The sequence below is a fragment of the Lachnoclostridium sp. An196 genome (genome assembly GCF_002160135.1).
Lineage (GTDB): Bacteria > Bacillota > Clostridia > Lachnospirales > Lachnospiraceae > Hominiventricola > Hominiventricola avistercoris.
Map to the genome: position 1 here is coordinate 173,288 of NZ_NFJZ01000003.1, position 26,205 is coordinate 199,492.

Annotated in this window: 28 protein-coding genes; 27 read left to right on the forward strand and 1 reads right to left on the reverse strand. The window is 50.7% G+C overall.

Annotated elements, in window-relative coordinates:
• The first annotated feature begins 20 nt into the window (after positions 1–20).
• From B5F29_RS05330 to B5F29_RS05395, 14 genes are all read left to right on the forward strand, one after another.
• Positions 21–665: an adenylate kinase gene (locus tag B5F29_RS05330; RefSeq protein ID WP_087153640.1), complete on the forward strand. Its 645-nt coding sequence runs from the start codon at positions 21–23 to the stop codon at positions 663–665.
• Positions 666–669: 4 nt separating this feature from the next.
• Positions 670–1,425 (forward strand): type I methionyl aminopeptidase, encoded by a 756-nt coding sequence (gene map / locus B5F29_RS05335; protein WP_087153641.1) that lies wholly within the window; start codon positions 670–672, stop codon positions 1,423–1,425.
• A gap of 19 nt (positions 1,426–1,444) precedes the next feature.
• The gene (locus B5F29_RS05340) at positions 1,445–1,705 is read left to right on the forward strand and encodes a KOW domain-containing RNA-binding protein (protein WP_087153642.1); all 261 of its coding nucleotides are present in this window, start codon (positions 1,445–1,447) and stop codon (positions 1,703–1,705) included.
• Positions 1,706–1,723: 18 nt separating this feature from the next.
• On the forward strand, positions 1,724–1,942 hold the full coding sequence (infA, locus tag B5F29_RS05345; RefSeq protein WP_087153643.1) for a translation initiation factor IF-1: 219 nt from the start codon (positions 1,724–1,726) through the stop codon (positions 1,940–1,942).
• A gap of 101 nt (positions 1,943–2,043) precedes the next feature.
• Positions 2,044–2,157, forward strand: coding sequence for a 50S ribosomal protein L36 (gene rpmJ / locus B5F29_RS05350; protein WP_003497809.1), 114 nt, complete (start codon positions 2,044–2,046; stop codon positions 2,155–2,157).
• Positions 2,158–2,702: 545 nt separating this feature from the next.
• A complete protein-coding gene (gene rpsM, locus B5F29_RS05355; protein WP_087153644.1) occupies positions 2,703–3,071 on the forward strand; it encodes a 30S ribosomal protein S13 in 369 nt (122 codons plus the stop codon).
• A 91-nt stretch (positions 3,072–3,162) separates the two neighbouring features.
• Complete coding sequence (rpsK, locus tag B5F29_RS05360) at positions 3,163–3,555, forward strand: 30S ribosomal protein S11 (RefSeq protein ID WP_087153645.1); 393 nt, start codon at positions 3,163–3,165, stop codon at positions 3,553–3,555.
• Between the two features lie 17 nt (positions 3,556–3,572).
• Complete coding sequence (gene rpsD / locus B5F29_RS05365) at positions 3,573–4,166, forward strand: 30S ribosomal protein S4 (protein WP_087153646.1); 594 nt, start codon at positions 3,573–3,575, stop codon at positions 4,164–4,166.
• Between the two features lie 43 nt (positions 4,167–4,209).
• Positions 4,210–5,169 carry a DNA-directed RNA polymerase subunit alpha gene (locus B5F29_RS05370; protein ID WP_087153647.1) on the forward strand — a complete coding sequence of 320 codons (960 nt, stop codon included), beginning with the start codon at positions 4,210–4,212 and terminating at the stop codon, positions 5,167–5,169.
• 116 nt (positions 5,170–5,285) lie between these two features.
• Positions 5,286–5,813, forward strand: a complete 528-nt coding sequence (locus B5F29_RS05375; RefSeq protein ID WP_087153648.1) for a bL17 family ribosomal protein — start codon at positions 5,286–5,288, stop codon at positions 5,811–5,813.
• A gap of 190 nt (positions 5,814–6,003) precedes the next feature.
• Positions 6,004–6,267, forward strand: coding sequence for a hypothetical protein (locus B5F29_RS05380; RefSeq protein WP_087153649.1), 264 nt, complete (start codon positions 6,004–6,006; stop codon positions 6,265–6,267).
• Between the two features lie 90 nt (positions 6,268–6,357).
• Entirely contained in the window at positions 6,358–6,738 is a 381-nt protein-coding gene (locus B5F29_RS05385) for a PH domain-containing protein (RefSeq protein WP_087153650.1), read from the forward strand.
• Positions 6,735–7,922, forward strand: coding sequence for a pyridoxal phosphate-dependent aminotransferase (locus B5F29_RS05390; RefSeq protein ID WP_087153651.1), 1,188 nt, complete (start codon positions 6,735–6,737; stop codon positions 7,920–7,922). Before B5F29_RS05385 ends, B5F29_RS05390 begins: the two co-directional genes overlap by 4 nt.
• Before the next feature lie 336 nt (positions 7,923–8,258).
• Positions 8,259–16,175: a SpaA isopeptide-forming pilin-related protein gene (locus B5F29_RS05395; protein ID WP_143449121.1), complete on the forward strand. Its 7,917-nt coding sequence runs from the start codon at positions 8,259–8,261 to the stop codon at positions 16,173–16,175.
• A 48-nt stretch (positions 16,176–16,223) separates the two neighbouring features.
• On the opposite strand, the gene B5F29_RS05400 is transcribed toward B5F29_RS05395, so the two are convergent.
• Positions 16,224–16,745: a peptidylprolyl isomerase gene (locus tag B5F29_RS05400; protein WP_087153653.1), complete on the reverse strand. Its 522-nt coding sequence runs from the start codon at positions 16,743–16,745 to the stop codon at positions 16,224–16,226.
• Positions 16,746–16,917: 172 nt separating this feature from the next.
• Here B5F29_RS05400 and B5F29_RS05405 point away from each other — a divergent pair, with 172 nt between their 5' ends.
• From B5F29_RS05405 to B5F29_RS05470, 13 genes are all read left to right on the forward strand, one after another.
• Positions 16,918–17,568 carry a GNAT family N-acetyltransferase gene (locus B5F29_RS05405; RefSeq protein WP_087153654.1) on the forward strand — a complete coding sequence of 217 codons (651 nt, stop codon included), beginning with the start codon at positions 16,918–16,920 and terminating at the stop codon, positions 17,566–17,568.
• Positions 17,565–18,419, forward strand: coding sequence for an energy-coupling factor transporter ATPase (locus tag B5F29_RS05410; protein ID WP_087153655.1), 855 nt, complete (start codon positions 17,565–17,567; stop codon positions 18,417–18,419). The genes B5F29_RS05405 and B5F29_RS05410 overlap by 4 nt, the downstream gene beginning before the upstream one ends.
• Positions 18,395–19,255: an energy-coupling factor transporter ATPase gene (locus B5F29_RS05415; RefSeq protein ID WP_087153656.1), complete on the forward strand. Its 861-nt coding sequence runs from the start codon at positions 18,395–18,397 to the stop codon at positions 19,253–19,255. Before B5F29_RS05410 ends, B5F29_RS05415 begins: the two co-directional genes overlap by 25 nt.
• Positions 19,252–20,082 (forward strand): energy-coupling factor transporter transmembrane component T family protein, encoded by an 831-nt coding sequence (locus B5F29_RS05420; RefSeq protein ID WP_087153657.1) that lies wholly within the window; start codon positions 19,252–19,254, stop codon positions 20,080–20,082. The genes B5F29_RS05415 and B5F29_RS05420 overlap by 4 nt, the downstream gene beginning before the upstream one ends.
• A 12-nt stretch (positions 20,083–20,094) precedes the next feature.
• On the forward strand, positions 20,095–20,871 hold the full coding sequence (gene truA, locus B5F29_RS05425) for a tRNA pseudouridine(38-40) synthase TruA (RefSeq protein WP_087153658.1): 777 nt from the start codon (positions 20,095–20,097) through the stop codon (positions 20,869–20,871).
• Positions 20,872–20,999: 128 nt separating this feature from the next.
• Entirely contained in the window at positions 21,000–21,428 is a 429-nt protein-coding gene (gene rplM, locus B5F29_RS05430; RefSeq protein ID WP_087153659.1) for a 50S ribosomal protein L13, read from the forward strand.
• Between the two features lie 25 nt (positions 21,429–21,453).
• Positions 21,454–21,846, forward strand: a complete 393-nt coding sequence (rpsI, locus tag B5F29_RS05435; RefSeq protein WP_087153660.1) for a 30S ribosomal protein S9 — start codon at positions 21,454–21,456, stop codon at positions 21,844–21,846.
• 459 nt (positions 21,847–22,305) lie between these two features.
• Positions 22,306–23,127, forward strand: a complete 822-nt coding sequence (locus tag B5F29_RS05440) for a ParA family protein (protein WP_002587398.1) — start codon at positions 22,306–22,308, stop codon at positions 23,125–23,127.
• Positions 23,084–24,010 carry a ParB/RepB/Spo0J family partition protein gene (locus B5F29_RS05445; RefSeq protein ID WP_087153661.1) on the forward strand — a complete coding sequence of 309 codons (927 nt, stop codon included), beginning with the start codon at positions 23,084–23,086 and terminating at the stop codon, positions 24,008–24,010. Before B5F29_RS05440 ends, B5F29_RS05445 begins: the two co-directional genes overlap by 44 nt.
• Positions 24,011–24,022: 12 nt before the next feature.
• On the forward strand, positions 24,023–24,298 hold the full coding sequence (locus B5F29_RS05450; protein WP_002587400.1) for a DUF5720 family protein: 276 nt from the start codon (positions 24,023–24,025) through the stop codon (positions 24,296–24,298).
• 283 nt (positions 24,299–24,581) lie between these two features.
• Positions 24,582–25,460, forward strand: a complete 879-nt coding sequence (locus B5F29_RS05460; RefSeq protein WP_002587402.1) for a DUF6017 domain-containing protein — start codon at positions 24,582–24,584, stop codon at positions 25,458–25,460.
• 47 nt (positions 25,461–25,507) lie between these two features.
• Entirely contained in the window at positions 25,508–25,870 is a 363-nt protein-coding gene (locus tag B5F29_RS05465) for a DUF7768 domain-containing protein (protein WP_087153722.1), read from the forward strand.
• Positions 25,863–26,174 (forward strand): DUF5720 family protein, encoded by a 312-nt coding sequence (locus B5F29_RS05470; RefSeq protein WP_002587404.1) that lies wholly within the window; start codon positions 25,863–25,865, stop codon positions 26,172–26,174. Before B5F29_RS05465 ends, B5F29_RS05470 begins: the two co-directional genes overlap by 8 nt.
• Positions 26,175–26,205 lie beyond the last annotated feature (31 nt).

The following is a 26,205-nucleotide window of genomic DNA, read 5'->3' on the forward strand; positions in this document are numbered from 1 at the left end:
AATAAGGGAGAACAGAAAATATGAAGATTATTATGTTAGGCGCGCCGGGTGCGGGAAAAGGGACACAGGCAAAAAAAATCGCTGAAAAGTATCAGATTCCCCATATTTCCACAGGAGATATTTTCCGCGCAAATATTAAAAACGGTACGGAATTGGGAAAAAAGGCAAAGACTTATATGGATCAGGGACTTCTGGTACCGGATGAGCTGGTCTGCGATCTGGTCGTAGACCGTGTGAAACAGGAGGACTGCAAAAACGGTTATATTCTGGACGGATTCCCAAGAACGATCCCGCAGGCAGAGAGCCTGGATGAAGCGCTGGGCCAGATGGGTGAGAGTCTGGACTACGCCATCAATGTGGATGTTCCGGACGAACATATCGTAAACCGCATGTCCGGACGCCGCGCGTGCGTGGGATGCGGAGCAACCTATCATATTGTGTACGCTCCTACAAAGAAAGAGGGAGTCTGTGACGTATGCGGCGCGGAGCTGATTCTCAGGGACGATGACAAGCCGGAGACGGTGCAGAAACGTCTGAGCGTTTATCATGAACAGACGCAGCCGCTGATCGACTATTATAAAGGAAAAGGCATCCTGAAGGATGTGGATGGAACCAAAGATATGGATGTGGTTTTCCAGGCAATTACAGACATTTTGGGAGCGTAAGATTATGGCGGTAACGGTAAAATCTGCGAAAGAAATAGAACTTATGAGAGAGGCAGGACGCCTGCTGGAGATCGTTCACGACGAGATGGCGAAAATGATCCGGCCGGGGATCTCTACGATGGATATCAACGAGTACGGAGACAAAGTAATCAGAGATCTGGGATGCGTACCTAATTTCCTTAACTACTCCGGATATCCTGCTTCGATCTGTGTGTCTGTCAATGAGGAAGTGGTCCATGGAATTCCCAGGAGAGACCACATTCTGAAAGAAGGAGATATCGTCAGCCTGGACGCGGGACTGATCTATAAAGGATATCATTCCGACGCGGCAAGAACCCATGCGGTCGGAAAGATCGCGCCTGAAGTGCAGAAGCTTCTGGATGTGACGAAGCAGAGCTTTTTTGAGGGAATCAAATATGCAAAAGCGGGAAATCACCTGTTTGATATTTCCAATGCCATTGATAATTATGTGACGCCTTTCGGGTATGGGATTGTCCAGGATCTGGTAGGTCACGGGATCGGCACCAGCCTTCATGAAGATCCCCAGATTCCTAATTTCCGCCAGAAGCGTAAAGGCATCATCCTGGTGCCCGGCATGACGCTGGCGGTGGAACCCATGATTAATATGGGGACCTGGAAGGTAAAATGGCTGGACGACGAGTGGACGGTCATCTCCGCGGATCACTCCGTATCAGCGCATTATGAAAACACAATCCTGATCACGGACGGCGAGCCGGAGATCCTGACCCTGCATGAATAGGCGGGAACAGGAGGACCCTATGATAAATATGGAAACAGGTATGCTCGCCAGATCGAAGGCAGGGCATGACCGGGGCAAACTCTATATCATAATCCGCGCGGAAGCGGAATATGTATGGGTAGCGGACGGACGCTGCCATACGACAGCAAATCCAAAGAAGAAAAACAAGAAACATATACAGGCGATCCGACGGATTCCGGATAAAGTGAGAACAGCACTGATGTCCGGGGAACCGCTTACAGACGGACATATCATAGCAGGAATTGAATCAGAGTCATAGACAGGCAGGAGGATAAACATGTCGAAAGCAGATGTAATTGAGATTGAAGGAACCGTAATTGAAAAACTTCCCAACGCTATGTTCCAGGTGGAACTGGAAAACGGGCATAAAGTGCTTGCCCATATCAGCGGAAAACTTCGGATGAATTTCATCCGTATTTTGCCGGGAGATAAAGTAACCATTGAGATGTCTCCGTACGATCTGTCCAAAGGACGGATTATCTGGAGAGATAAATAAAAAAGTACTTGCATTCCTTGCATGCCTCTGCTATAATGTGTAGGCATGATTTTGGGGGCGTATGCCTTCGGAAAGGAAAATGATGAAAGGAGGACTTTACTGTGAAGGTTAGATCATCGGTGAAACCTATTTGCGAAAAGTGCAAAATCATCAAGAGAAAAGGTAGTATCAGAGTAATCTGTGAAAATCCCAAACATAAACAGAGACAAGGCTAATGGTCTGTGAATGTTAGCACTTGTAGCTTTTTTATATGAGCGGCTGCAGTTGAAACACACGGAAGCGTGTGACAACTGATTTATATAAAAGAACTTAGAGTGGTAGATTATTCAAGGATTGGTGCATTTAGCTCAGGGATGCCGCCATGCGGGCCCGGCTTCGTCAGGCGCAGGCGCCCTATACATCCTTGCCAGTGTCCCCTGTCTCAGGCAAGCCTGGACAGTTTCCGCTGTCAAGTCTGTGCATGGCTGAATGCGAAATGATATTGCTTAAAACCGGGAAGTTTCTGCGAAAAGAGTACCGGAAAGAATGGGTATTTACCCATTTGGGCGTTGGGATGCGCAGACGTTCCGTGCCTCATTTAGGAAAATATTGTAGTATACGAACTGTTCAGTACAGGCCGAATCACTTGCTGATGAGGCCGTAAGAAAATGATTCAGGCGTGAGCAAACCCCATCAGCGGAGCTGATCCTTTTGGGTTTGCGAATCGTGACTGTGAAGGCACTGAACAGTTACGAAGTGTAGAAAATGGAGGAATAATCACATGGCTCGTATTGCTGGTGTAGATTTACCAAGAGAGAAACGTGTAGAGATCGGGCTGACTTACATCTATGGGATCGGCAGGGCAAGCTCCAACCGTATCCTGAAAGAAGCTCAGGTAAACCCGGATACCCGTGTCAGAGATCTGACAGACGAAGAAGTGAAGAGAATCAGTTCTGTGATCGATGAGACCCAGACTGTGGAAGGTGATCTGAGAAGACAGATCGCTATGGACATCAAGAGACTGCAGGAGATCGGATGCTACAGAGGCGTTCGTCATCGTAAGAGCCTGCCGGTTCGCGGTCAGAAGACAAAGACCAACGCAAGAACCAGAAAAGGTCCGAAGAAGACCGTTGCAAACAAGAAGAAATAAAGCGCTTGGCGAATACAGGGCAATCTTTGCCGTATGAGTATGAGTGCGTACCATATAATTTGAAGAAAGAAGAAAGTAGGTTAGTTTAGAAATGGCTAAAGTTACGAAAAAAGTGACAAAAAAGCGTGTCAGAAAAAACGTTGAACGCGGACAGGCACATATCCAGTCATCTTTCAATAATACGATCGTTACCCTGACCGATGCAGAGGGCAACGCTCTGAGCTGGGCAAGTGCCGGTGGTCTTGGTTTTAGAGGTTCAAGGAAATCTACTCCGTATGCAGCGCAGATGGCTGCAGAAACTGCTACGAAAGCAGCTCTGGTACACGGATTAAAGACTGTAGATGTATTCGTAAAAGGACCTGGTTCAGGAAGAGAAGCTGCGATCCGCGCGCTGCAGGCATGCGGTCTGGAAGTTGTCAGCATTACCGATGTTACGCCGGTACCGCACAACGGTTGCCGTCCACCAAAACGCAGAAGAGTTTAATCAGGAGGGTATGAGAAATGGCAGTAAATAGAACACCTGTCCTTAAAAGATGCAGATCCCTTGGACTGGATCCGGTCTATTTAGGAATCGATAAAAAATCCAACAGAAACTCCCAGAGAGGAAACAAGAAGATCTCCGAATACGGTCTTCAGCTGAGAGAAAAGCAGAAAGCAAAATTCATCTACGGCGTACTGGAGAAACCGTTCCGCAATTACTATGAGAAAGCGGATCGCATGAAAGGTATGACCGGTGAAAACCTGATGGTTATGCTGGAATCCAGACTGGATAATGTAGTATTCCGTCTCGGCCTTGCAAGAACCCGTCAGGAAGCAAGACAGATCGTTGACCATAAGCATGTGCTGGTAAACGGAAAACAGGTGAATATCCCGTCTTATCAGGTGAAAGCCGGAGATTCCATTGAGATCAAAGAGAAATGCAAGAGCTCTGACCGCTATAAAGCGATCGTTGAGGCAACCGGCGGAAGACTGGTGCCGGAATGGCTGGAAGCTGATCTTGACAATCTGAAAGGAACGGTTAAAGAACTTCCGACCAGAGAGATGATCGATGTGCCGGTTAACGAGATGCTGATCGTCGAGTTGTATTCCAAATAATTAAGTAGTTTCGTCACCCATCACAGAACAGGAGGGGCTTTTAGTGGTAGTATTTAACAAACCCAAGATTGAAATTGCAGAGATTTCAGAAGATAAGAGATATGGCAGATTCGTAGTAGAGCCGTTGGAAAGAGGCTATGGTACGACCCTCGGAAATTCTCTGAGAAGGATCATGCTTTCTTCTCTGCCGGGTTCTGCAGTCAGCCAGGTGAAGATTGACGGTGTTCTTCACGAGTTCAGCTCCATCCCGGGTGTAAAAGAAGATGTAACGGAAATTATCATGAATATCAAGAGTCTGGCAATCCGTAATACCAGTGATTCCGATGAGGCGAAGACTGCCTACATCGATTTCGAAGGCGAAGGTGTTGTGACTGCCGCTGATATTCAGTGTGATCCGGATATTGAGATTTTAAATCCGGATGTGGTGATCGCGCACTTGAACGGCGGCGCGGACAGCAAACTGTACATGGAGCTGACCATTACCAAGGGCCGCGGATATGTGAGTGCAGACAAGAATAAAGACGACGATCTTCCGATCGGTATCATCGCGGTGGATTCCATTTATACGCCGGTAGAGCGCGTGAATCTTACCGTTGAGAACAGCCGTGTAGGTCAGGTAATCGATTTCGATAAACTGACTTTAGACGTATATACCAATGGAACTCTGGCTCCGGACGAGGCTGTCAGTCTGGCGGCAAAAGTCCTGAGCGAGCATCTGAGTCTGTTCATCGATCTGTCTGAGAATGCCAAATCCACAGAGATTATGGTAGAAACAGAGACCGATGACAAAGAAAAGGTTCTCGAGATGAGCATTGATGAACTGGAACTTTCCGTTCGTTCTTACAACTGCCTGAAGAGAGCCGGAATCAATACAGTGGAAGAGCTGTGCAACCGGACTCCGGAGGATATGATGAAGGTCCGCAACCTGGGCCGCAAATCCCTGGAAGAAGTCCTTGCAAAGCTGAAAGAACTCGGCCTGGAACTGAACCAGAGCGAGGAATAAGCAATAAAAGATTCGCGAAAAACATTTGCGAATGAAGCGAAAAAGTTGATGCCAGACCCCGGGTCAGTAAGACCGAAGAAGCATGATCCGCGGGCGCAACGAATGGAGGAAATAAAATGGCAAAATATAGAAAACTGAGCAGAACTTCTTCTCAGAGAAAAGCGCTTCTGAGAAGCCAGGTAACCGCCCTGCTGGCAAACGGCAAGATCGTTACCACGGAAGCAAAGGCAAAAGAAGTGCGTAAGATTGCAGAGGGCCTGATCGCTCTTGGCGTAAAAGAGAAGGACAACTTCGAGATGGTGAAAGTAACCGCTAAAGTTGCCCGTAAAGATAAAGACGGCAAGAGAGTCAAAGAAGTTGTAGACGGCAAGAAAGTAACCGTATACGACGAGGTAGAGAAGGAGATCAAAAAAGATCTTCCGTCCAGACTGCATGCCAGAAGAGAGATGCTGAAAGTTCTTTACCCGGTGAAGGCTCCGGTAGAGGGCAAGAAAAAGAAAACCCAGGAAGTAGACATGGTTGCAAAGATCTTTGACGAGATCGCTCCGAAATACGCGAACAGAAACGGTGGTTACACCAGAATCGTGAAGATCGGACAGAGAAAAGGCGACGCAGCTATGGAAGTACTGCTGGAGCTGGTATAAATCCATACAGAGTGATACAGAGACTGTCATGAGAACAAATTGTTTTCATGGCAGTTTTTTTCTGTTCTTTTCTTCCGGTTTCAGAAGAATGGTTTGCACGATGGCTCAGAAAATCCGCTTGCTCATGTAATATGCGTCAGCTATAATAAAATCAACTATAATCTGTGAAACCTTTGAAAAGGAGGCTCTTATGTTCAGGTGGAGGATGAGAGAGGTGCTGCTTACGCAGGACGCCGGGCTGTTCGGCGCGGTACAGGACGCGCTGAGCGACAGCCATATTCCGTATGACACGCGAGTGATCAATACAGGAAGCCAGAACCGCCGGACCGGCGGGTGGGGAAGAATTGGGGAGAATGTAAATCTGGAAATTCTGTATTATATATATGTAAAACCAAAGGACGAGGAACAGGCCGGATATGTGGTTGCCGAATGCAGGAGCAGGATGCGCAGATAGAAGCAGGGTATTTGTCCCTGAGGCTTACCGGTTGCCGAATCTGAAGAAATCTTCTATAATGAGAAAAAGACAAGAAAGGCGGGAAACAATATGGATATTCTCTGGAGTGACAGAAAAAGGTGGCTGTTGTTCGGCCTTCCGTGGACATTTACAAAATACACCTGTACGCCGGAAAAGTTTGTAGTACAGTCGGGCATCCTGAAGCAGCGGGAAGATGAGATCCGTCTATACCGGATCATGGATCTGACGCTGGAGAGGACGTTTCTTCAGCGGATTTTCGGCCTGGGGACGATTATCTGCGATACGGTGGATAAATCTTCACCGCAACTTATAATCCGCAACGTGAAAGATTCCCGGCGGGTGAAGGATCTGATCTCAAATGCAGTGGAAGAGGAACGTATAAAGAAACGGGTGTCCTCCCGGGAATTTATGGCATCCGAGGATGAAGACGGGCTGGAGGAAGAACCATGATCAATGAAAAAATGTATGAATATGGGAGCAAAAGTTCTGTGATCCGCGAGCTGTTTTCTTATGGTCTGGAACGGAAAAAAGTTGTGGGAGAGGACAAGGTCTACGATTTCAGTCTGGGAAATCCCAGCATTCCTGCCCCTGCGGAGGTAAAACAGGCAATTCTTGAACTTTTGGAGGAACCGGCGGAGGAGCTGCACGGGTATTCTCCGGCATCCGGAGACCCGGCAGTGAAACAGGAGCTGGCGGAAGCGGTAAACCGCCGGTACGGGACGCACTTTACCGGAGACAATTTTTATATGACGGTAGGCGCGGCAGCGTCTCTGAATATTACGATTCAGGCGCTGACCAATTCCGGAGACGAGTTTATCGTATTCGCGCCGTTTTTTCCGGAATATCAGGTGTGGGTGGAGAATGCCGGAGCCGTACTCAGAATCTGTCCTCCAAATCTGAAAGACTTTCAGATGGATTTTGCGGAACTGGAGAAGCTGCTGAATCCGAAGACGAAGGGGATTATCATCAATTCTCCGAACAATCCCAGCGGGGCAGTTTATTCGGAGGAGACGATTCTCAGGCTTTCCGCACTGCTGAAAGAAAAACAGAAAGAATATGGAACGCAGATCTATCTGATCACGGACGAACCGTACCGGGAGATCGTCTATGGCGGAGTGGCAGTACCCTATGTGACCAAATATTACGCCAATACGATTGTCTGCTATTCCTACAGCAAATCTTTGTCCTTGCCGGGTGAGCGGATCGGTTATATCATCGTTCCGGATGAGATGACGGAATCGAAAAAGGTGATGGCGGCAGTGAACGGCGCGGGAAGGGCGCTGGGATATGTCTGCGCGCCGGTGCTTTTCCAGAAGGTGGTGGCAAAGTGCACAGGCGTGACCGGGGATATTTCCGCTTATGAAAGAAACCGGGAACTGCTTTACAATGGCCTTACGGAATTGGGTTATGAATGTGTGCAGCCGCAGGGAGCGTTCTACCTGTTCGTAAAATCGCCGGAGCCGGATGCCAATGCCTTTTCCGAAAAGGCGAAGAAATATGATGTGCTGATCGTGCCGGGGGACAGCTTCGGATGCCCCGGTTATGTCCGGATTTCCTACTGCGTAGCTGAGAAGACGATCGTAGACGCGATGCCGGCGTTTGCGAAGATTATGGAAGAATACCGAAGCGTATAGAAGATATTTTAATAATGACCGGACCCCCTGAAAAAGTTACTTCAGGGGGTTAATTTTTTGTTTTTGTTGACAAATCCGTTTGCTTGTAATAACATGAATTTATCCAATAAGTCAGCCATTCGGCTGATACATTCCCAAACTATTATGGAATCTGGCGCATGACAGGAAGAAGAGGGGATTTTTATACCCTTTTTTCAGCATTTCGTCATGCAGCCGTTATATTGGTGTCCCTGTGTGAAAGACCGGGAGGCCTTTTATGCCCGCATGGGGGCTTGGAAGGGGGGAAACTGTAATTTTTAAGGGCGCTTATTATTATTTTGGAAAAGGAGAAGAATTGTGAAAAGGAGACTATTTTGGAAACGTTTGTGCGCGCTCCTTTTGAGTGCCGCGCTGCTGGCGGGAGATGCGTCCGCCGTCAGCGCTTCCGTGCTGCAGGAAGCACCGGAGGCGGAATGGGAAATAGAAGATGCGGCGCCGGAATCTGAGCGGGGAAATGAAGAACAGCAGGATGTATCCGGGCAAACTCCCGGGGAGGGATCAGAGCAGGAGTCAGAAAAGGGTTCCGGGGTAACGGAGCAGGAGCCTGCAGGGCCTTCTGAAGAGCCCGGGAAGAGCGGCGCAGAAGCTTCTGAAACGCCGGAACAAAACGCTGCGGAGTCGTCTGAGACGCCAGCGCCAGAGATCTCTGAGACGCCGGAACAGACCGATGGAAATCCTCAGGAGACGCCGGAACAGACCGAAGAAGACCCTCAGGAGACCCCGGTTCCGGAAGCGGAGACGGCCCCGGAAATATCAGAGTCCGCCGCAGGAGAAACTTCCGGGACAGCAGGGCAGGATCCCGCGGAAACTCCGGGGGCTATAGGAACAGATACAGAGATGCCTTCTGAAAGCACAGAACAGATTCCGGAGGTGTCGGAGGAGACGGCGGAGGAACTGCCGCCGGAAGAAGACCAGGGATTTCAGGTATTGGATCAGGACGGGAATCCGCTTTCGGTGAATCTGGAAGAAGTGGACGATCCGGAAGCGCTGGAAGCTCAGGTGGATTTTTCCAGAGTATCCGGGGAGCTGGTATGGCTGCAGGATATACATGTGGAGACAGAAGGGACCGTTAACGTCCGGATCCGTTTGGAGAATCTGGATGGGAAAGTCGTTACAGTTGTGCATTTCCCGGATACAGGCGAGGTGGAATATCCGGAGGCGGAGATCCTGGATGGAGAAGTGTTGTCCTTCAGCCTGGATTCTTTTTCTCCCGTGGCAGTCTATGCGGCGGAAGACCTGTATCACTACAGCAGAGAAGATATGGCGACCATTCTGACGTGGAAAGAGAAGTATATACCCAATGGGTTTGAAGATCTTCTCGGTTACAGCGATTCCTGGTGGGACAGTCTGTATGATTATGAGCGCAGTCTGGCGGAATTCATGGAGGGATTGATCGAAAACCTGTCGGATACGGTGTATGACGGTCAGGATCTGTTCTCCTGTATCCGGATCCTGGAGGGCGGCGTGCCGGCAGAGGCATTCTTTGACGGCACGGTGTATCAGGGACTTACTGTTGAAGATCTGTATACCTTGTCGGAGTACGGGTATGATCTGGAGGATGTGTATGCGTTTCTGGCCGGAGCCTGCGGCTGGGAGGATACGGAACTGTTCCGGGAATATCTGCAGAGTCTGGAAAGTGAAGCGGGACCGGACGCGGGGCCGGAGGCACTGGCAGGGATGGCGGAGCGGATCATGCCGGCTAATCCCATGCTGTATGCGCTGTCAGACGGCGACCTGGTGGCAAGCATGTCTGTGAGCAGCACCGGATTTTCCGGGACAGGCCATGGAACGATCTGGAAACTTTCCATCGGAGGCGCGGACGCAATCTGCGCGACCCGGGGCAGAAGCGCCAGAAACGGATTCCTGTACAACGCCAATCCCGGCACATATGAAGTGCGTACCGGCGGAGAGGGGTACCTGGCCACGGTCGCCGCATTCTCCGGAGATTATTATGCCTGCGGACAGATCGCGCTGTGGCTGTTCCTGGAGTCGGAATCCTATACCCGGACAGAAGTAGAGGAACGGGCATACGCGCTTCTGGACGAATCGGATACCACGATTGAATCCATGCTCGTCAGGATCTGGAATTATTACCGCAGGGCCGCGCAGAATCCGGAGGCATACTATGTGTTCCATTCGGACAATGCAAATGCGCAGACTATTTTTACTTCTGATTTTCCGGATACCTATCCGTATGAAGGCGGAGGCGGAGAAGAGCCGGGACCGGGAGGAGATGAAGAATATGAGACGGCGTCGGTATCCGCGTCTGCAGAAGACAGCATAGAAGTGGAAGCGCGGGTGACTGTGACCAAACATGACAGCATTACGGACGAAGTCCTGGAAGGCGCTTCGATTAAGATCAACGGAAAGACTTATACCTCGGATGAATCGGGCGAGGTGACGCATAGGGAAGAAGATTCCCATACAGCCTCAGCCAGCGGTTCTTCTTATACTTATGTGACAGACTGGGGTTCCCTGACGCCGGAGCAGCAGGCGGACGCGGACAGCCACGGATACTATCACAGCTATGACGAAGCCTATTCCGCGTCCTGGGGAGAAGCCAATCAGCAGGTACAGGATGAACTGGATGACTGGGCAGACAGCTGGAGCGCGGACTTCTACGCGGAAGAGACGGCGCCGCCCTACGGTTACTGCGATAAGGAGGAAAATATTTATGATACATCGGCAGGGGACGGAGCTCATAAATATCATGATTTCTATAATAAACCCTGGGAAGCGTGGATCAAAGTGACAAAGCATGACTCCGTGACCGGGCAGACGGATTTCTCCCTGGCGGACGCGGAATTCTGCGTATATGAGTACAATAAAGATACAGAAGAGTACGAATTATACCGTTACGCAGACCGGCAGAAGATGCTGGACCAGGGCGACGGTACCTATCAGGTTGGACCCTTGTACTATAATCCGCGGAATCAGGGGAAATTCATGATCCTGGAGACCAGATCTCCCTACGGCTATACGATCGATCGGGAGACAAACCGTTTTTACTTTGAGATCACAGGAGAAAAGCAGATTACATATACTCAGGGCAATCAGTACAATCAGACAGGTACCTTTTCGGCGGCGCCGGACAACATGCATGACTTTCAGGCATACAATGAGCCCTGGAAGATCCGTGTACAGGCCATGAAGATCGATGAGAACACCGGAAATCTTCTGTCGGGAGTACGGTTTGATATCCTGAGATTTAACCGGGACAGCAATGACTACGAGGTGAAGACTTCTTACGCTCCGGTGGAAATCAAAGTATCAGAACAGGCGGATCAGACCTACTTAAGCGACTGGGTTTACTGGAATTATCAGAACCAGGGGAAATTGTATCTGGTGGAATCAGAAGCCAGAAAAGGTTACTTTGGCGACTGGAAGGACCGGCTGGCAGAGCTGATCACCGGACATCCGGCAGGATGGCAGGATGACGGCGCGGACGGGAAAAATGCCTATTATTTTGAGATTACCGGGTCCCGGACCGAAGAAGGAGTCGTAGAGGGCTACAATAATCAGACCACTCAGACCGCATCCGCCAATAATCAGGGAACAATCGCAAACGAGCGGACAAAAGGCCGCGTACGTGTGGTAAAATACGATACAGAATCGGAGAGCCAGATCATACAGGGAGATACGACTCTGGAAGGCGCGGTCTATGAACTGAGGGCGGCGGAAGATATCATTTACGCGGACGGACACACAGGCGTGATCTACCGGGCAGGAGACCTGGTGATGACCGGAACGGTCGGAAAGACGCCGGTGGTGGACGCGGCCGGATACATGCTGAACACGGAAGGCCAGAGATATATCTCTTACGGAGGAGAGATCCGGTACCGGGATACGCCGGGAGAGTTTTCTTTTTATAATATTGAACTGGGCAAATATGTCCTGAAAGAAGTAAAAGCCAGCGAAGGTTATATGCTGGACGAAACTGCCTATGAGCTGACCTTTACTTATGACGATGAGACACAGCGCGTGATCCTGCGCGACGAAACCTCCGGGGAAGATAAGAATACGCTGACCGCAGATGATCAGGACGATGGAAATGAGACGATCTATACCGGGGATCACGTGCAGAAGAAAGCCTTCTCTATCGTGAAAACTTCCGATAACCAGTTTCAGACGGAACTGGAACCGGCAGCAGGGGCAGGATTTACGGTTTATCTGGTGTCAGAGCTTCAGGGAGTAAAGGACAAAACCCTGGTCCCGGCAAACGGGGAAAACTGGTCCGGCCTGGACATCCAGCAGTTTTATGATTATGATTTTACGCAGGACCGGCCGGCCACCGTATATAAAAGAGCATTGGAGACCTGGACGGAAGGAGATCATCGCTGGCTGGAGCCGGTCCCGGGCGGCAAACTCAATGAGTACCGGGTAGGAGAGATGTTTACGGATGAACAAGGAGCCTTGACGTCGCCGGAACTTCCCTATGGAACCTATGTGGTAGTCGAGACTACCACGCCGGAGAAACATGTGATGGCGAGACCGTTTTTTGTGTTTATTACCGATGACGGAGGAGTAGTCTATACCGATGAAAGCCGGCAGGAGGTCAAGGAGACTTTTTCGGAACAGAAGGATATCCGGTTTGGAGATCATGCCAACAGCCGGGTATATAAAGATGAAAATGTATATGAGGAGGACGCGGTAGAAGGGCGTCTGCCCCAGGATACCCGTTATATATCCGATAATCAGACAGAGTCCTGGCTGCGGCTCATAAAGGCGGATACTGCTTTTCTTCCCCCGGACGGCACCGTGCTGAAACCGGAAGAGATGGCGGAGGGAACGGTGCTGAAAGAAGGTTCCCAGTACCGCATCCGCATCGTCAGCATGACGGACCGGGAGCTGGAGACTTTCACGAAAACGGGATGGAAGCAGGACGGGGACGGATACATCTGGTATTATGAACCCACGTCCCGGATTACTTACGGCACGGAAGAATCTCCCTTTGCGCCCACATTTTTAAGAGACGGATCAGGGAAGATTACAGACTGTTACCTGACGCTTCCGGCGAAGCTGCCGACAGGCGTCTTTGAGGTCACAGAACTTCAGGCTCCGGAAGGATATGTGCTGAACGGATACGAAACGACGCTCACGGATACCAGTACAGAAGATCTGAATATTTATGAAGTGTCGGATACGCCGGCAGAGCCGATCCGTTTTATCCTGGATAATAATTCTGTCTATCCTGACGGGCAGATGGGAGAGCATAAGTATACGCTGGCGGATTCCTACGGGAATATCACCTGTACTGTATTTCAGGACAATCAGGAACAGAAAGGCGTCCTGGAGCTGATCAAATATGGAGAACAGCTCTATGACGCAAAGGACAGCGGCACATCTCTGAAGGAGAAGCTTGATGATTCTTATTTCCGCCGGATCTGGCGGGAAGATCCCTATAATGCAAAAGATTATATATTCGAGTATCAGGACGCTCCGGTGGCGGGAGCAGTCTTTGAGGTCTATGCGGCGGAAGATATCTATACGCAGGAATTAGACAAAGAACTGCTGGAAGAATACGAGGTGGACATATCCGACTATCTTGTATGGGGCAAGGACCGGAAGGTGGCGGAGATCACCACCGATTCCACCGGATATGCATACCTGGCCGACTTGTATATTGGCAGGTACTACATAAAGGAAACGGTGGCAGGAGAAGGATTTGTCCGCAACCCGGAGATCCAGGAGTTTGAAATCACCCCGCAGGATCAGAAAGTAAGTCTTACCTGGGTGGCCAGTATCTGGGAAAACGAACGCCAGAAGATCGCCCTGGAAACAGTTAAGCAGGATGTGGAAAGCGGGGAGCCGCTGGAAGGCGCCGTGTACGGACTGTACAATGCGGAAGACATATTCAGTCAGGTCGTGAAGAACCCGGATCCGTCGGCGCCGGATTACCGTCATATAGACCTGACATTTGAATATATCCCGGATGAAGAGGGCCGTCTCCTGATCCCGGCGGACACGCTGATAGCGACGGCCGTGACAGACCAGGATGGCGCGGCGGTATTTGATGAGGATCTGCCCCTCGGGCAATATTATGTCAAGGAGCTGGAGGCGCCGTTGGGTTACACATTTACGGACCAGACAGAATCTGTTGACGGCAGCTACCAGGGCCAGGAGACAGAGATACAGGATCACACAGATCTGATCTATCAGAACCAGAAAACAAAGAGAGTCATCACAAAATCTGATATTGTATCCGGCGTCCATATTGCAGGCGCTTATCTGGAGATCTGGGAGATCCTTCAGGATGATCAGGGAAACGCGAGACGGAATGAAGACGGTTCTTATGTGCTGGCGGATCGTCCTGCGGATTCATGGGTGTCCGCGGCGGAAGGAGAAGAATTGCACTATTTTTATGAGGCGGACGGCTTCTATATGGAGATTCCTTCCCCCGAAGAACTGCCGGAAGGAAAGGATCTGATCGTCAAGGAAGGCCATCTGATCGAAGGATTGACAGCGGGACGGCAGTACATATTGAGAGAGACGCTGGCGCCGGAAAATTATGTGGGCTGGAAAGCTTCTTCCGATGATACGAAAGAACAGAACCAGATCGACAACCAGATTACAGAGGAAGTGATGTTTACGGTGGAAGACAGCAATATTGTGGCGGAACACGATCTGAAAGACCAGCGTACAGTCGGCGCGTTTTCGGTAACCAAAGAAGGAGAATTCTTTGTGGGAACGGAAGAGCAGGTAAGTTTCACAGACCGGGTGAAAAATCTGTTCCTGACGGTTTTCCGGTATCTGACAGGCCGAGTGGAACAGGCAGAATTTGAAGTGTACGTGAAAGAAGATATCTTTACGCCGGATGGAACGGGAGAATACGCCAGCTGGGTCAACGCGGCAGGGGAGACGATGATATTGAAGGCGGGAACCAGGATTGAAACTTTGATCACGGACCGTCAGGGACTTGCGTCTATAGAGAATCTCCCTCTGGGAACCTATTATCTGCGTGAGACTAAGGCGGGCGACGGCAATTTCCTGCTGAACAGAGAAGAAAAGGAAATAGTGCTTTCCTATGCCGGGCAGGATATCCCGGTAGTGTATCCGGACAGTGTACAGTATGTAAATGCCCGTCAGAAAATCCGCATACAGATTCACAAGATGGAGGAAGACACGGATCTGCCGCTTCAGGGAGCCGTCTTCGGATTATATGCCGCCGAGGACCTGCCGGGCTACGCGGTGACAGAGGAAAAGGCGGTCAGCCGTTACCCGGATGCACTGGTGGAGAAGGACTCGCTTATTGAGACGGTGGAGACCGACGCTTCCGGCATGGCCGTTTTCCAGGCAGATGTGCCGAACGGGCGATACTATGTCAGAGAACTTCAGGCGCCGGACGGATATCTGAAAACAGACGAGGTGTGGTATTTTGACGCTTCTTACCGGGGAGCAGATTCTGAGGAGACATTGAACTTCGAGCAGGATATATATAACGAGATATCCGACGTGACAGTATCCAAACAGGATCTGACCAACGGAGAAGAGATCGAAGGAGCACATCTGGAGATTGTGGAAGAAAGCACCGGAACGGCAGTAGACCGGTGGATATCCGAAAAAACACCGCATAGAATCGGCGGTATCAGGGTGTCAGAGGGTGAAGAGCATGTCTATGTGCTTCGGGAAACGCTCCCGGCGGACGGGTACGTGACCGCAGAAGAGATTCGTTTCCTTGTAAGAGAAACGGACGGGCTCAGAGAAGTCTGGATCGATCAGGACGGATGGAAGCCGCAGGACGACCGCTGCATCGTCATGAAAGATGATGTGACAAAAGTCGAGATCCGGAAGACAAAGGCGGACGGCGTGAGCATGCTCGCCGGTGCGGACCTGCAGCTGCTGGACGCGGAAGGAAATGCTGTGGCCGCCTGGACCAGTACAGAGGAAGCATATACGATAGAAAGACTTCCCATAGGGACCTATACGCTGCGGGAGACGAAAGCTCCGTCCGGTTACCGGAAAGCGGAGGATATGACAGTGGAAGTGCTGGATACGCCGGAAGTGCAGAGCTTCGTACTGATGAACCAGCGAAAACCGGGAAGTTCCGGAGGCGGATCCGGTGAAGATACTTCGTCCGCGCCGCAGCCTTCGGCGCCGGGACCTGTGTCGCCGGTGCTGACCGGGGATCAGGCAATGGCTGCCGTGTGGATCGGCGCGGCAGGGGCGTCTGTGGCAGGAATCCTGTATCTGATTCATAAAAAACGTCGTTCATAGGCAAAGAAAGGGACTGCGGCGCATGCTGCAGTCCTTTTTCCGATAGCCTTATTTTTTCTCCGGTTCCGGGTAAACAACTCCAAAAGTCTCTGCGGTGACTTTTTTCATAACCTGCGGAACGATCGGGCGGTCATTGTAATCCGTATCGACTTCCGCGATGCGGTCTACCACATCCATACCTTCTATGACTTTTCCGAAGGCGGCATAGTCTCCGTCCAGATGAGGCGAGTCCTTGTGCATGATGAAGAACTGGCTTCCCGCGCTGTCCGGGATCATGGTTCTCGCCATGGAAAGGACGCCTTTCGTGTGTTTCAGATCGTTTTTAAAACGGTTGCGGGTGAATTCTCCTTTGATGGTGTATCCGGGACCGCCCATACCGTTGCCGTCCGGGCAGCCGCCCTGGATCATAAAGCCTTCGATGACGCGGTGAAAGATCAGTCCGTCGTAAAAGCCTTTGTTTACCAGGCTGAGAAAATTGTTGACCGTATTGGGGGCCACATCCGGATAAAGCTCTGCCTTGATGATGCTGCCGTCTTCCATCTCAAATGTGACGATTGGATTCTGTGCCATGATAGATTCTCCTTTTTGTATCTGTGTTTATAACAGTTCGCGCCGTCCTGAACTGTTACTCACTTTTATTTTAGCGGAAGAAAGTCCGGACGTAAAGGATAAATTCCTCTGCGGCATTGACGGGGCGCGGATCCCGCGGTAAGATGAAAAAAGACAATTCGGAGGAATATATATGTGGGAAGAAGAGTACCCGGAACTGGATCCGGCCTTTGTGGAGAGAGATCACAGGAGAAAAGAAGGGCTTCCGGTGCTGATTGCCAAGACAGCGCGTCTGGTTATCCGGGAGACGGTGATGGAGGACGTTCCCCGTATTTTTGAGATCTACAACAGTCCGGGGATCCGGGAGATTGTCCGGCCATCGAGGACCCTGGAGGAAGAGACGGAGTTCATGTGGGCATACATTTCGCATGCGTACGCGTTTTATGATTTCGGACTGTGGAGCATATTGAAAAAGGAAAGCGGCGAAGTCATCGGACAGGCGGGCCTTTTCCCGTCGGACAGACTGGAGAATGCGGTAGAGCTGGGATATGTCATAGACCCGGCATTTCAGGGACAGGGCTATGCCAGGGAGTGCGGAAGAGCGGTGCTGGATTATGCCTTTCATACGCTGGATCTGGAGGAGATCCATCTGTTTGCCGGACAGGATAACGAAGCGTCGGTCCGCACGGCGCGGGCGCTGGGATTTCAGCCGGAAGAAACCTGCCCGGCGGAGGGAATGCTTCATATGTCGGTAAAAGCCGGACAAGAAAATTCCTTGAAACTTTGTTATGTTAATGATAATATAAAGCGCAGTGACAGGAAAGATACAGGTGAAAACATATGATTCGAGCGGAAAAGCTCACATTTGACTACGCAAAAACAAATGAAGAAGGAAATGTGGAGTCCTGGAAACGCGCCGTAGACGGGGTGGATCTGGAGGTCCGCTCCGGGGAGTTCATCGCGATCCTGGGACATAACGGATCAGGAAAGTCCACGCTGGCAAAACATATCAACGCGATCCTGCTCCCGACAGAAGGAACGCTCTGGGTAGACGGGATGGATACCAAGGATGAAGATAAGCTGTGGGATATCCGTCAGGATGCGGGGATGGTGTTCCAGAATCCGGATAACCAGATCATAGGTACCGTTGTGGAAGAGGATGTAGGATTCGGTCCGGAAAACCTGGGAGTGCCCACAGACGAGATCTGGGAGCGGGTGGAAGAGAGCCTGAAGGCAGTAGGGATGCTGAAATACCGGAAGCATTCACCCAACCGGCTGTCAGGAGGCCAGAAGCAGAGGGTGGCCATCGCCGGCGTCATGGCGATGCATCCCCGCTGTATCGTGCTGGACGAGCCCACCGCCATGCTGGATCCGCACGGCAGAAAAAGCGTGATCCGGACGGTGCAGAAACTGAACCGGGAAGAGCAGATCACAGTGATCCTGATTACTCATTATATGGAAGAAGTGATCGAGGCGGACCGGGTGATCGTCATGGATGACGGCAAGGTAGTCATGCAGGGGACGCCGCGGGAGATATTTTCCCAGGTGGACCGGCTGAAAGAACTGCGTCTGGATGTACCTCAGGCAACACTGGTGGCTTATGAATTACAGAAAAAAGGATTTCCGCTTCGGAACGGGATCCTGAGCAATGAAGAACTGGTGGAAGAGTTATGTCAATTAAAGTCAAAAATGTAAGTTATACGTATTCGGAAGGCATGGCGTATGAGGTCCATGCGCTGAAAGATGTAAATCTGGAGATTCCGGACGGCCAGTTCGTGGGACTGATCGGGCACACCGGTTCCGGAAAATCTACATTGATTCAGCATCTGAACGGTCTGCTCCGCGCCACAGAGGGGAAGATCTACTTTAATGGAAAAGATATATATGGAGATAAATATCCCATGCGCGAACTGCGCAGCAAAGTAGGATTGGTTTTTCAGTACCCAGAGTATCAGCTCTTTGAGACCGACGTACTGAAGGACGTCTGTTTTGGACCGAGAAATCTTGGATATTCCCAGAAAGAAGCAGAAGAAAAAGCAAAGAGAGCCCTGAGAATGGTCGGTATGGGGGAAGAATATGACAGTTCCTCTCCTTTTGAACTGTCGGGAGGGCAGAAAAGACGCGTGGCGATCGCCGGTGTTCTGGCCATGGACCCGGAGGTTCTGATCCTGGATGAACCGACTGCGGGGCTGGATCCCAGAGGAAGAGACGAGATCCTGGATCAGATCAGCTACCTGAAAAGAGAACGCGGCATCACGGTGATCCTGGTGTCGCACAGCATGGAAGACGTGGCGAGATATGTGGACCGGCTGATCGTCATGAATCAGGGACAGGTACGGTTTGACGGGACTCCGAAAGAAGTGTTCCGGCATTACCGGGAGCTGGAAGAGATCGGACTGGCAGCTCCGCAGGTTACCTATCTGATGCAGGAACTGAAAGAGAAAGGCGCCCGTGTGGATACGGATGCGACCACCGTAGAAGAAGCGGCGGACGCCATTGCAGCGTGGCTTGGAGGACAGGAGCAGTTATGATTCGAGATATTACACTGGGACAATATTATCCGGCAAAATCCGTCCTTCATGAACTGGATCCGCGGGTGAAGCTGGCAGCGACTCTGATTTTCGTGGTGTCGCTGTTTGTGGCGAAAGGACCGGTTGGCTACGCGCTGGCTACGGTATTTCTTGGCATAGTGATCCGGCTGTCCAAAGTCCCGTTCCGTTTTATGACAAAAGGTTTGAAATCCATCGTGATGCTTTTGATGATTACGGTGGTTTTTAATCTGTTTCTTCTGGACGGAGACGTGGTGTTCTGGCATTTTGGATTTTTAAGGATTACAGACCGGGGAATCCGGACGGCGGTGATGGTGGGTATCCGTCTGATCTATCTGATCCTGGGCTCTTCGGTGATGACCCTGACCACCACGCCCAATGACCTGACGGACGGGCTGGAAAAGCTGCTGAGCCCCTTGAAGAAGATTCATGTACCGGTACACGACATGTCCATGATGATGTCCATTGCCCTCCGGTTTATCCCGATTCTTCTGGAAGAGACAGACAAGATCATGAAGGCGCAGATCGCGAGAGGAGCGGATTTTGAGTCGGGGAATCTGATCCAGAAAGCAAAAGCCATGATTCCGCTGCTGGTACCTTTGTTCTTCTCCGCTCTTCGGAGAGCCATGGATCTGGCGCTGGCTATGGAAGCGCGTTGCTACCATGGGGGAGAAGGGCGTACCAAGATGAAGCCGCTGAAGTATGAAAGTAAAGACCGGACGGCTTATGCGGTGATCTGGATATATCTGGCGGCCATGATTGTGATCGGATACGGGAGACAGATATACGGCTGGATACCTTTTATATAGGAAGGAACAGGTATGAAACGGGTAAAACTGGTGGTCGCCTATGACGGGACCAATTATCGCGGATGGCAGGTTCAGAAAAACGGAGTGACCGTCGCGGAAGAACTGAACCGGGCTCTGAAAGAACTGACCGGAGAAGAGATCCAGGTGCACGGCGCCAGCCGGACAGACGCGGGAGTCCACGCTATGGGCAATGTGGCGGTGTTCGATACGGAGGCCCGCATGGCCGGTGACAAATTTGTATTCGCCCTGAATCAGCGCCTGCCGGAAGATATCCGTGTCCAGGATTCCTGTGAAGTGCCGATGGATTTCCATCCAAGGTTTCAGAAGACGGTGAAGACCTATGAATACCGGATCCTGAACCGGAAATTTCCGCTGCCGGCCTACCGGTTGAATACTTATTTCTACTATTATCCGCTGGATGTGGAAAAGATGCAGAAAGCGGCGGCATATCTGGTAGGTGAACACGACTTTGCCAGTTTCTGCGCCGCGGGCGCGCAGGTAAAGACGACAGTGCGCACGGTATACAGTTTGGATGTGGACAAAGACGGAGATCTGATCACGATCCGGATCACCGGGAACGGTTTCCTGTACAACATGGTCAGGATCATAGCCGGGACACTCATCCGGACAGGCACGGGAGAGTGGGAGCCGGAGTGCGTACCGGAGATCCTGGAAGCCAGGTCCCGCGCGAAAGCCGGACCTACAGCGCCGGCAAAAGGACTGACGCTGATGGAAATCCGCTATCCGGATGAGGAAAAAACGCCGAAAATTAGTGAAAAAATGTGTTGACATGAAAATAACGGTATAATATAATATCATAATGTGACGACGTGAGAAAATGTTTGATCCAAAGCCCCGGTAGAACATTTTTGCGTATAAATGATTTGGATTTACGAATTTAAACAGGAGGTACACCAATGAACAGTTTCATGGCTAATCCAGCAAAAGTGGAAAGAAAATGGTATGTTGTTGACGCTACCGGACTTACATTAGGCCGTCTGGCTTCTGAAGTGGCAAAAGTGCTGAGAGGAAAGAATAAACCGATCTTTACTCCCCATATTGACACCGGCGATTATGTAATCGTAATCAACGCAGAGAAAGTAAAAGTAACCGGTAAGAAATTAGACCAGAAGATTTACTATCATCATTCCGATTATGTAGGCGGAATGAAAGAGACTACTTTAAAAGAAATGCTTGCAAAGAAACCGGAAAAGGTGATCGAGCTGGCAGTAAAAGGCATGCTTCCGAAAGGACCTCTGGGAAGAGAGATGTACACAAAGCTTCACGTTTATGCCGGAGCAGAGCATCCGCATGCAGCACAGAAACCGGAACAGCTGACATTTTAATGAAGTAGGATAGGAGGTAAATACAATGGCTAAAGCAAAATTCTATGGAACCGGAAGAAGAAAAAAATCCATCGCCAGAGTATATCTGGTACCGGGAACCGGTAACATTACGGTAAATAAAAGAAGCATTGACGAGTATTTCGGACTGGAGACACTGAAAGTGATCGTTCGCCAGCCGCTGGTAGCTACGGAAAATGTTGATAAATTTGATGTATTGGTAAATGTACACGGTGGAGGTTACACCGGACAGGCCGGCGCAGTAAGACACGGTATCGCACGTGCGCTTCTGCAGGCAGATCCGGAGTACAGACCGGTGCTGAAGAAAGCCGGATACCTGACCCGTGATCCGAGAATGAAAGAGCGTAAGAAGTACGGTCTCAAGGCTGCACGTCGTGCACCTCAGTTCAGCAAGAGATAATCAGCTGTTCAAACCGTATCAAAATGGTTCAAAAACCCCGGAAAATCAAGGTTTTCCGGGGTTTTCTTATACCCATAGGGTCTGATATGGTTTGACTTGATTTGATATAACGAGAGCCATTTTCACCCAATTTTTAATGGTTAAATATAGGACAACCGGCAAAAATGGGGGTAAAAAGAGGGCCAAGTGGTTAAAAAATAGGACAACCGCAGGCTGATTTTTGCTGTCTGGAAGGGTGGTTTTACAGCTCCTTCCTGGTGCGTTTTTCGTTTGGTTAGTTTGAGATGATTTGACCTAATTTGAACAAAACAGAATAAATTTAATGCCGAGCGCTCAGCTTTTTCTGCTGGGCGCTTTTGGCTTTCCGGGATTAGAAAGAGCCGTCACTTTTCATTTTTGAAGTGGCGGCTTTTTCTATTTCCAGAAGAAATATCAACATTCAGAAATGAGGTGAAGTCCATGAACACGCAAATCATTGCCATCGCCAACCAGAAAGGCGGCGTTGGCAAGACAACGACCTGTGCGAACTTAGGAATAGGGCTGGCGCAGGCCGGACGAAAGGTGCTACTGATCGACGGGGACCCGCAAGGCAGCCTTACCATCTGCTTGGGCCATCCCCAGCCGGATAAACTGCCCTTTACGCTCTCTGATGCAATGGGGCGCATCCTGACCGATCAGCCGATTCACCCCGGCGAGGGCATCCTGCATCACCCGGAGGGTGTGGATCTGATGCCCGCCGACATCCAGCTGTCCGGTATGGAGGTATCGCTGGTGAACGCCATGAGCCGTGAGACCATCCTGCGGCAATATCTGGACACGCTGAAGGGGCAATATTCCCATATCCTGATTGATTGTCAGCCCTCCCTGGGGATGCTCACGGTCAATGCGCTGGCTGCCGCCAACAGGATCATAATCCCCGTTCAGGCAGAGTATCTGCCCGCCAAAGGGCTGGAGCAGTTACTTTCCACGGTGAGCAAGGTCAAGCGGCAAATCAACCCCAAGCTCCAGATTGACGGTATCTTGCTGACGATGGTAGACAATCGTACCAACTTTGCCAAGGAGATCGCCGCCCTGCTGCGGGAGACCTATGGCAGCAAAATTAAAGTATTCGCTACAGAGATTCCCCACTCTGTCCGGGCAAAGGAGACCAGCGCCGAGGGGAAAAGCATCTTTGCCCATGACCCCGGCGGCAAGGTGGCCGAGGGCTACAAAAATCTGACGCAGGAGGTGATGAAACTTGAAAAGCAGCGCGAAAAAAGTAGAGCTGGCATCGGTAGATGATTTATTCTCCACTGAGGAGAGCCGTGCCGACGCCCAGCGGGAAAGGGTCATGGAAATTCCGCTGTCTGAGCTGCATCCATTTCAGAACCATCCATTCAAAGTCAAGGATGACGAGGCTATGATGGAAACCGCAGACAGCATCCGGCAGTATGGTGTGCTGGTTCCTGCGATTGCCCGCCCAGACCCCAACGGAGGGTATGAGCTGGTTGCCGGACACAGGCGGCACCGGGCCAGTGAGTTGGCCGAAAAGGAGACCATGCCGGTCATTGTGCGTGATCTGGACGATGATGCCGCCACGATTATTATGGTTGACAGCAACTTACAGAGGGAAAGTCTGCTCCCCAGTGAAAGAGCATTTGCCTACAAGATGAAGCTGGATGCCATGAAACATCAAGGAGCTAGAACAGATTTAACTTCGGCCCAAGTTGGGCCGAAGTTGACTGCGGCAGAGAAAATCGCAGAGAACAGTCCAGATAGCAAATCACAGATTAAGAGATTTATTCGCCTGACGGAGCTGGTCCCCGAACTGATGGATATGGTGGATGAGAAAAAAATCGCCTTTAACCCGGCGTATGAATTATCCTTTCTCAAGAAGGAAGAACAGGTAGACCTTTTGGATGCGATGGACAGCGAACAGGCTACTCCTTCTCTTTCTCAGGCTCAACGGCTCAAAAAATTCAGTCAGGAGGGGCATCTGTCCATTGATGTGATGCGCGCCATTATGAGCGAGGAGAAGAAAAGTGAGCTTGATAAGGTAACGCTTACCTCCGACACCCTGCGGAAGTATTTTCCCAAGAGCTATACACCCCAACGGATGCAGGAGACCATTATTAAGCTGTTGGAGGCATGGCAGCGCAAGCGCCAGAGAGATCAGGAACGATGAAAGGAGCCGCCTATGAGGGATATTGCAGCCAGAGAGCTAAAAGGACATAACATTCTCGCCGTTGAGCGTTTTCAGGATAACACCCGCTGGATGCTTGAGTTTAGTGTTCAGCATCCCCGTACCGCCTACGGCAGCCCCGGTGATGAGATGCGGTTGTTTCTCACAGAGGGCGGGTATCAGGCCGCCCTTGCCAGCCAGCAGCGCCGGGAAATCAAAATCAAGCGGTACGCCCGTGTAGTCGAGGGGCATATCCTCGATTTTAAGCCGAAAAAGAAACGTCACCCGTAAACATACCCCATGAGAGGAAAGGAATGAATATGTGTACTGTTCAGAGCATTAAAAATGCGATTCGAGAAAAATGCCAATCACAGCATGATATGGAATCCGTCGAGATTGACCGGGTTTTGCAAGCCCTCCCGTTTTCGGAGCATAAATCGTTGTTCGACCAGCCGCTGATGCCCAAGCGCCCTTGCCGGCCCCGGAAGAACAAGAAGAACATCTGAACCACCACAGTCTTTTTTCAAGAAAGATTGTGGTTTTTTTATGCCCAAAATCAGAGAGGAGTGAAGGAATGGCGGTATTTCGGATTGAAAGAACCCGTGATTATACGGTAATGAGCAACCACCACCTGCGTAACGAAAAATTGTCCCTGAAAGCAAAAGGACTGCTTTCCATGATGCTGTCCCTGCCCGATGACTGGAACTACACCACCCGTGGTCTTGCAAAAATCTGCAAAGAAGGTGTGGACGCCATCGGCGGCGCGCTGCGGGAACTGGAGTCTGCCGGTTATATCGTGCGCCACCAGCTACGCGACCGTTATGGTCGTATCAGCGATACTGAGTATGTGATTTATGAACAGCCTCAGCCCAAGCAGCCAGATATGCCCCAACCGGATACGGCTTCACCAGGTACGGAAAACCCGTATCTGGATAAACCGGATACGGAAAAGCCCGCAGAATTAAATATAGAGAAATCAAATACTCAAAAATCAATTACTCATGGATCAAGTACCGATTCCATTCCCTTCCGGGAAACAGCGGCGGCAGGACCGCCGGAACGGAAAGGAAGGGATGCGATGTCTCTTGCAGAGATAGAGAGTTATCGGGAGTTGATTTTAGAGAACATCGAGTATGACTGCATCAAGCAGCAGTATGGAACCTATCGGGATGATCTGGATGAAATTGTGGAGCTGATGGTGGAGACCGTCTGTGCCAAACGAAAAACCACACGGATCGCTGGCAGCGACTTCCCTCACGAGGTCGTGCGTTCCCGGTTTTTGAAGCTGGACAGCTCCCATATCGAGTTTGTCATGGACTGTTTGAAGAAAAATACCACGGAAATTCGCAACATGAAGCAATACCTGCTGACGGTGCTGTTTAACGCACCCACCACCATCAACAACCACTACACCTCGCAGGTCAATCACGATATGTACGCAGGCGGCTGGTAAACAGCCGTTTTTTGCTGCCCGGAAAGGCCGGGAGAAAGGATTTTGCCATGAAACGACCCCTTGCTTACATCACAGCTCCCTGGAGCAACAGCCAGTATGAAAATGCCGAGAATGCCGCCAACTACTGCCGCCAGGTATATGACGCCGGATATTCGCCGGTCTGTCCGGTACTGTTTCTGCCCACCTTCCTCAAGGACGAAATCCCCCAGGAACACAAGGACGGCATGGATATGGCGCATGATTACCTTTGCCGTTCTCATGTGCTGGTGGTCTGCGGTCACGGCATCGACGAGACGATGAAAAATGACATTGCCACCGCCGAGCGTCTGCGGATCACAGCTACCGCCTTGGACGGTAATCTCACTGTGAAGGGTCAGGGACGTGGAAAAGGAGGTGGACACCATGCCTGAGCATAAGACCATAGGCCAGCTGATGGAGGAAATGCGGCTCAAAGCCGGAGCGCAGAATTACCATGGTCATGGGTATATGGACTTGGAACGATTTGCCGAGGACACCCGGCACATGATTATTTTCGATGTGCTTTCCCATGATTCCCCTGTCGGCTGGAAGGGCGAGCGTACCCGCCTGTTTCTGACGGATAACGGCTACCAGAAAAGTCTTGAGAGCCAGGAGAAAGGGCATATCAAAATTCTCAGCCATGCCAAAGTGCGTCAGGGAAATCTGTACTATGATCGCTCCGATCAGCCGCGCTGACGGAGGTTCCCTATGAAAAAATATTTACGGC

Bases quoted from the DNA above. Each gene is read 5' to 3' on its own strand.
- B5F29_RS05415 (WP_087153656.1), top strand. From the start codon at position 18,395: ATGTCAATTAAAGTCAAAAATGTAAGTTATACGTATTCGGAAGGCATG.
- rpsD (WP_087153646.1), top strand. From the start codon at position 3,573: ATGGCAGTAAATAGAACACCTGTCCTTAAAAGATGCAGATCCCTTGGA.
- B5F29_RS05385 (WP_087153650.1), top strand. From the start codon at position 6,358: ATGGATATTCTCTGGAGTGACAGAAAAAGGTGGCTGTTGTTCGGCCTT.
- infA (WP_087153643.1), top strand. From the start codon at position 1,724: ATGTCGAAAGCAGATGTAATTGAGATTGAAGGAACCGTAATTGAAAAA.
- B5F29_RS05340 (WP_087153642.1), top strand. From the start codon at position 1,445: ATGATAAATATGGAAACAGGTATGCTCGCCAGATCGAAGGCAGGGCAT.
- rpsM (WP_087153644.1), top strand. From the start codon at position 2,703: ATGGCTCGTATTGCTGGTGTAGATTTACCAAGAGAGAAACGTGTAGAG.
- B5F29_RS05470 (WP_002587404.1), top strand. From the start codon at position 25,863: ATGCCTGAGCATAAGACCATAGGCCAGCTGATGGAGGAAATGCGGCTC.
- rpsI (WP_087153660.1), top strand. From the start codon at position 21,454: ATGGCTAAAGCAAAATTCTATGGAACCGGAAGAAGAAAAAAATCCATC.
- B5F29_RS05450 (WP_002587400.1), top strand. From the start codon at position 24,023: ATGAGGGATATTGCAGCCAGAGAGCTAAAAGGACATAACATTCTCGCC.
- B5F29_RS05330 (WP_087153640.1), top strand. From the start codon at position 21: ATGAAGATTATTATGTTAGGCGCGCCGGGTGCGGGAAAAGGGACACAG.
- map (WP_087153641.1), top strand. From the start codon at position 670: ATGGCGGTAACGGTAAAATCTGCGAAAGAAATAGAACTTATGAGAGAG.
- B5F29_RS05410 (WP_087153655.1), top strand. From the start codon at position 17,565: ATGATTCGAGCGGAAAAGCTCACATTTGACTACGCAAAAACAAATGAA.
- B5F29_RS05380 (WP_087153649.1), top strand. From the start codon at position 6,004: ATGTTCAGGTGGAGGATGAGAGAGGTGCTGCTTACGCAGGACGCCGGG.
- B5F29_RS05375 (WP_087153648.1), top strand. From the start codon at position 5,286: ATGGCAAAATATAGAAAACTGAGCAGAACTTCTTCTCAGAGAAAAGCG.
- B5F29_RS05440 (WP_002587398.1), top strand. From the start codon at position 22,306: ATGAACACGCAAATCATTGCCATCGCCAACCAGAAAGGCGGCGTTGGC.
- B5F29_RS05420 (WP_087153657.1), top strand. From the start codon at position 19,252: ATGATTCGAGATATTACACTGGGACAATATTATCCGGCAAAATCCGTC.
- B5F29_RS05465 (WP_087153722.1), top strand. From the start codon at position 25,508: ATGAAACGACCCCTTGCTTACATCACAGCTCCCTGGAGCAACAGCCAG.
- B5F29_RS05460 (WP_002587402.1), top strand. From the start codon at position 24,582: ATGGCGGTATTTCGGATTGAAAGAACCCGTGATTATACGGTAATGAGC.
- B5F29_RS05400 (WP_087153653.1), bottom strand. From the start codon at position 16,745: ATGGCACAGAATCCAATCGTCACATTTGAGATGGAAGACGGCAGCATC.
- B5F29_RS05390 (WP_087153651.1), top strand. From the start codon at position 6,735: ATGATCAATGAAAAAATGTATGAATATGGGAGCAAAAGTTCTGTGATC.
- truA (WP_087153658.1), top strand. From the start codon at position 20,095: ATGAAACGGGTAAAACTGGTGGTCGCCTATGACGGGACCAATTATCGC.
- rpsK (WP_087153645.1), top strand. From the start codon at position 3,163: ATGGCTAAAGTTACGAAAAAAGTGACAAAAAAGCGTGTCAGAAAAAAC.
- rplM (WP_087153659.1), top strand. From the start codon at position 21,000: ATGAACAGTTTCATGGCTAATCCAGCAAAAGTGGAAAGAAAATGGTAT.
- B5F29_RS05405 (WP_087153654.1), top strand. From the start codon at position 16,918: ATGTGGGAAGAAGAGTACCCGGAACTGGATCCGGCCTTTGTGGAGAGA.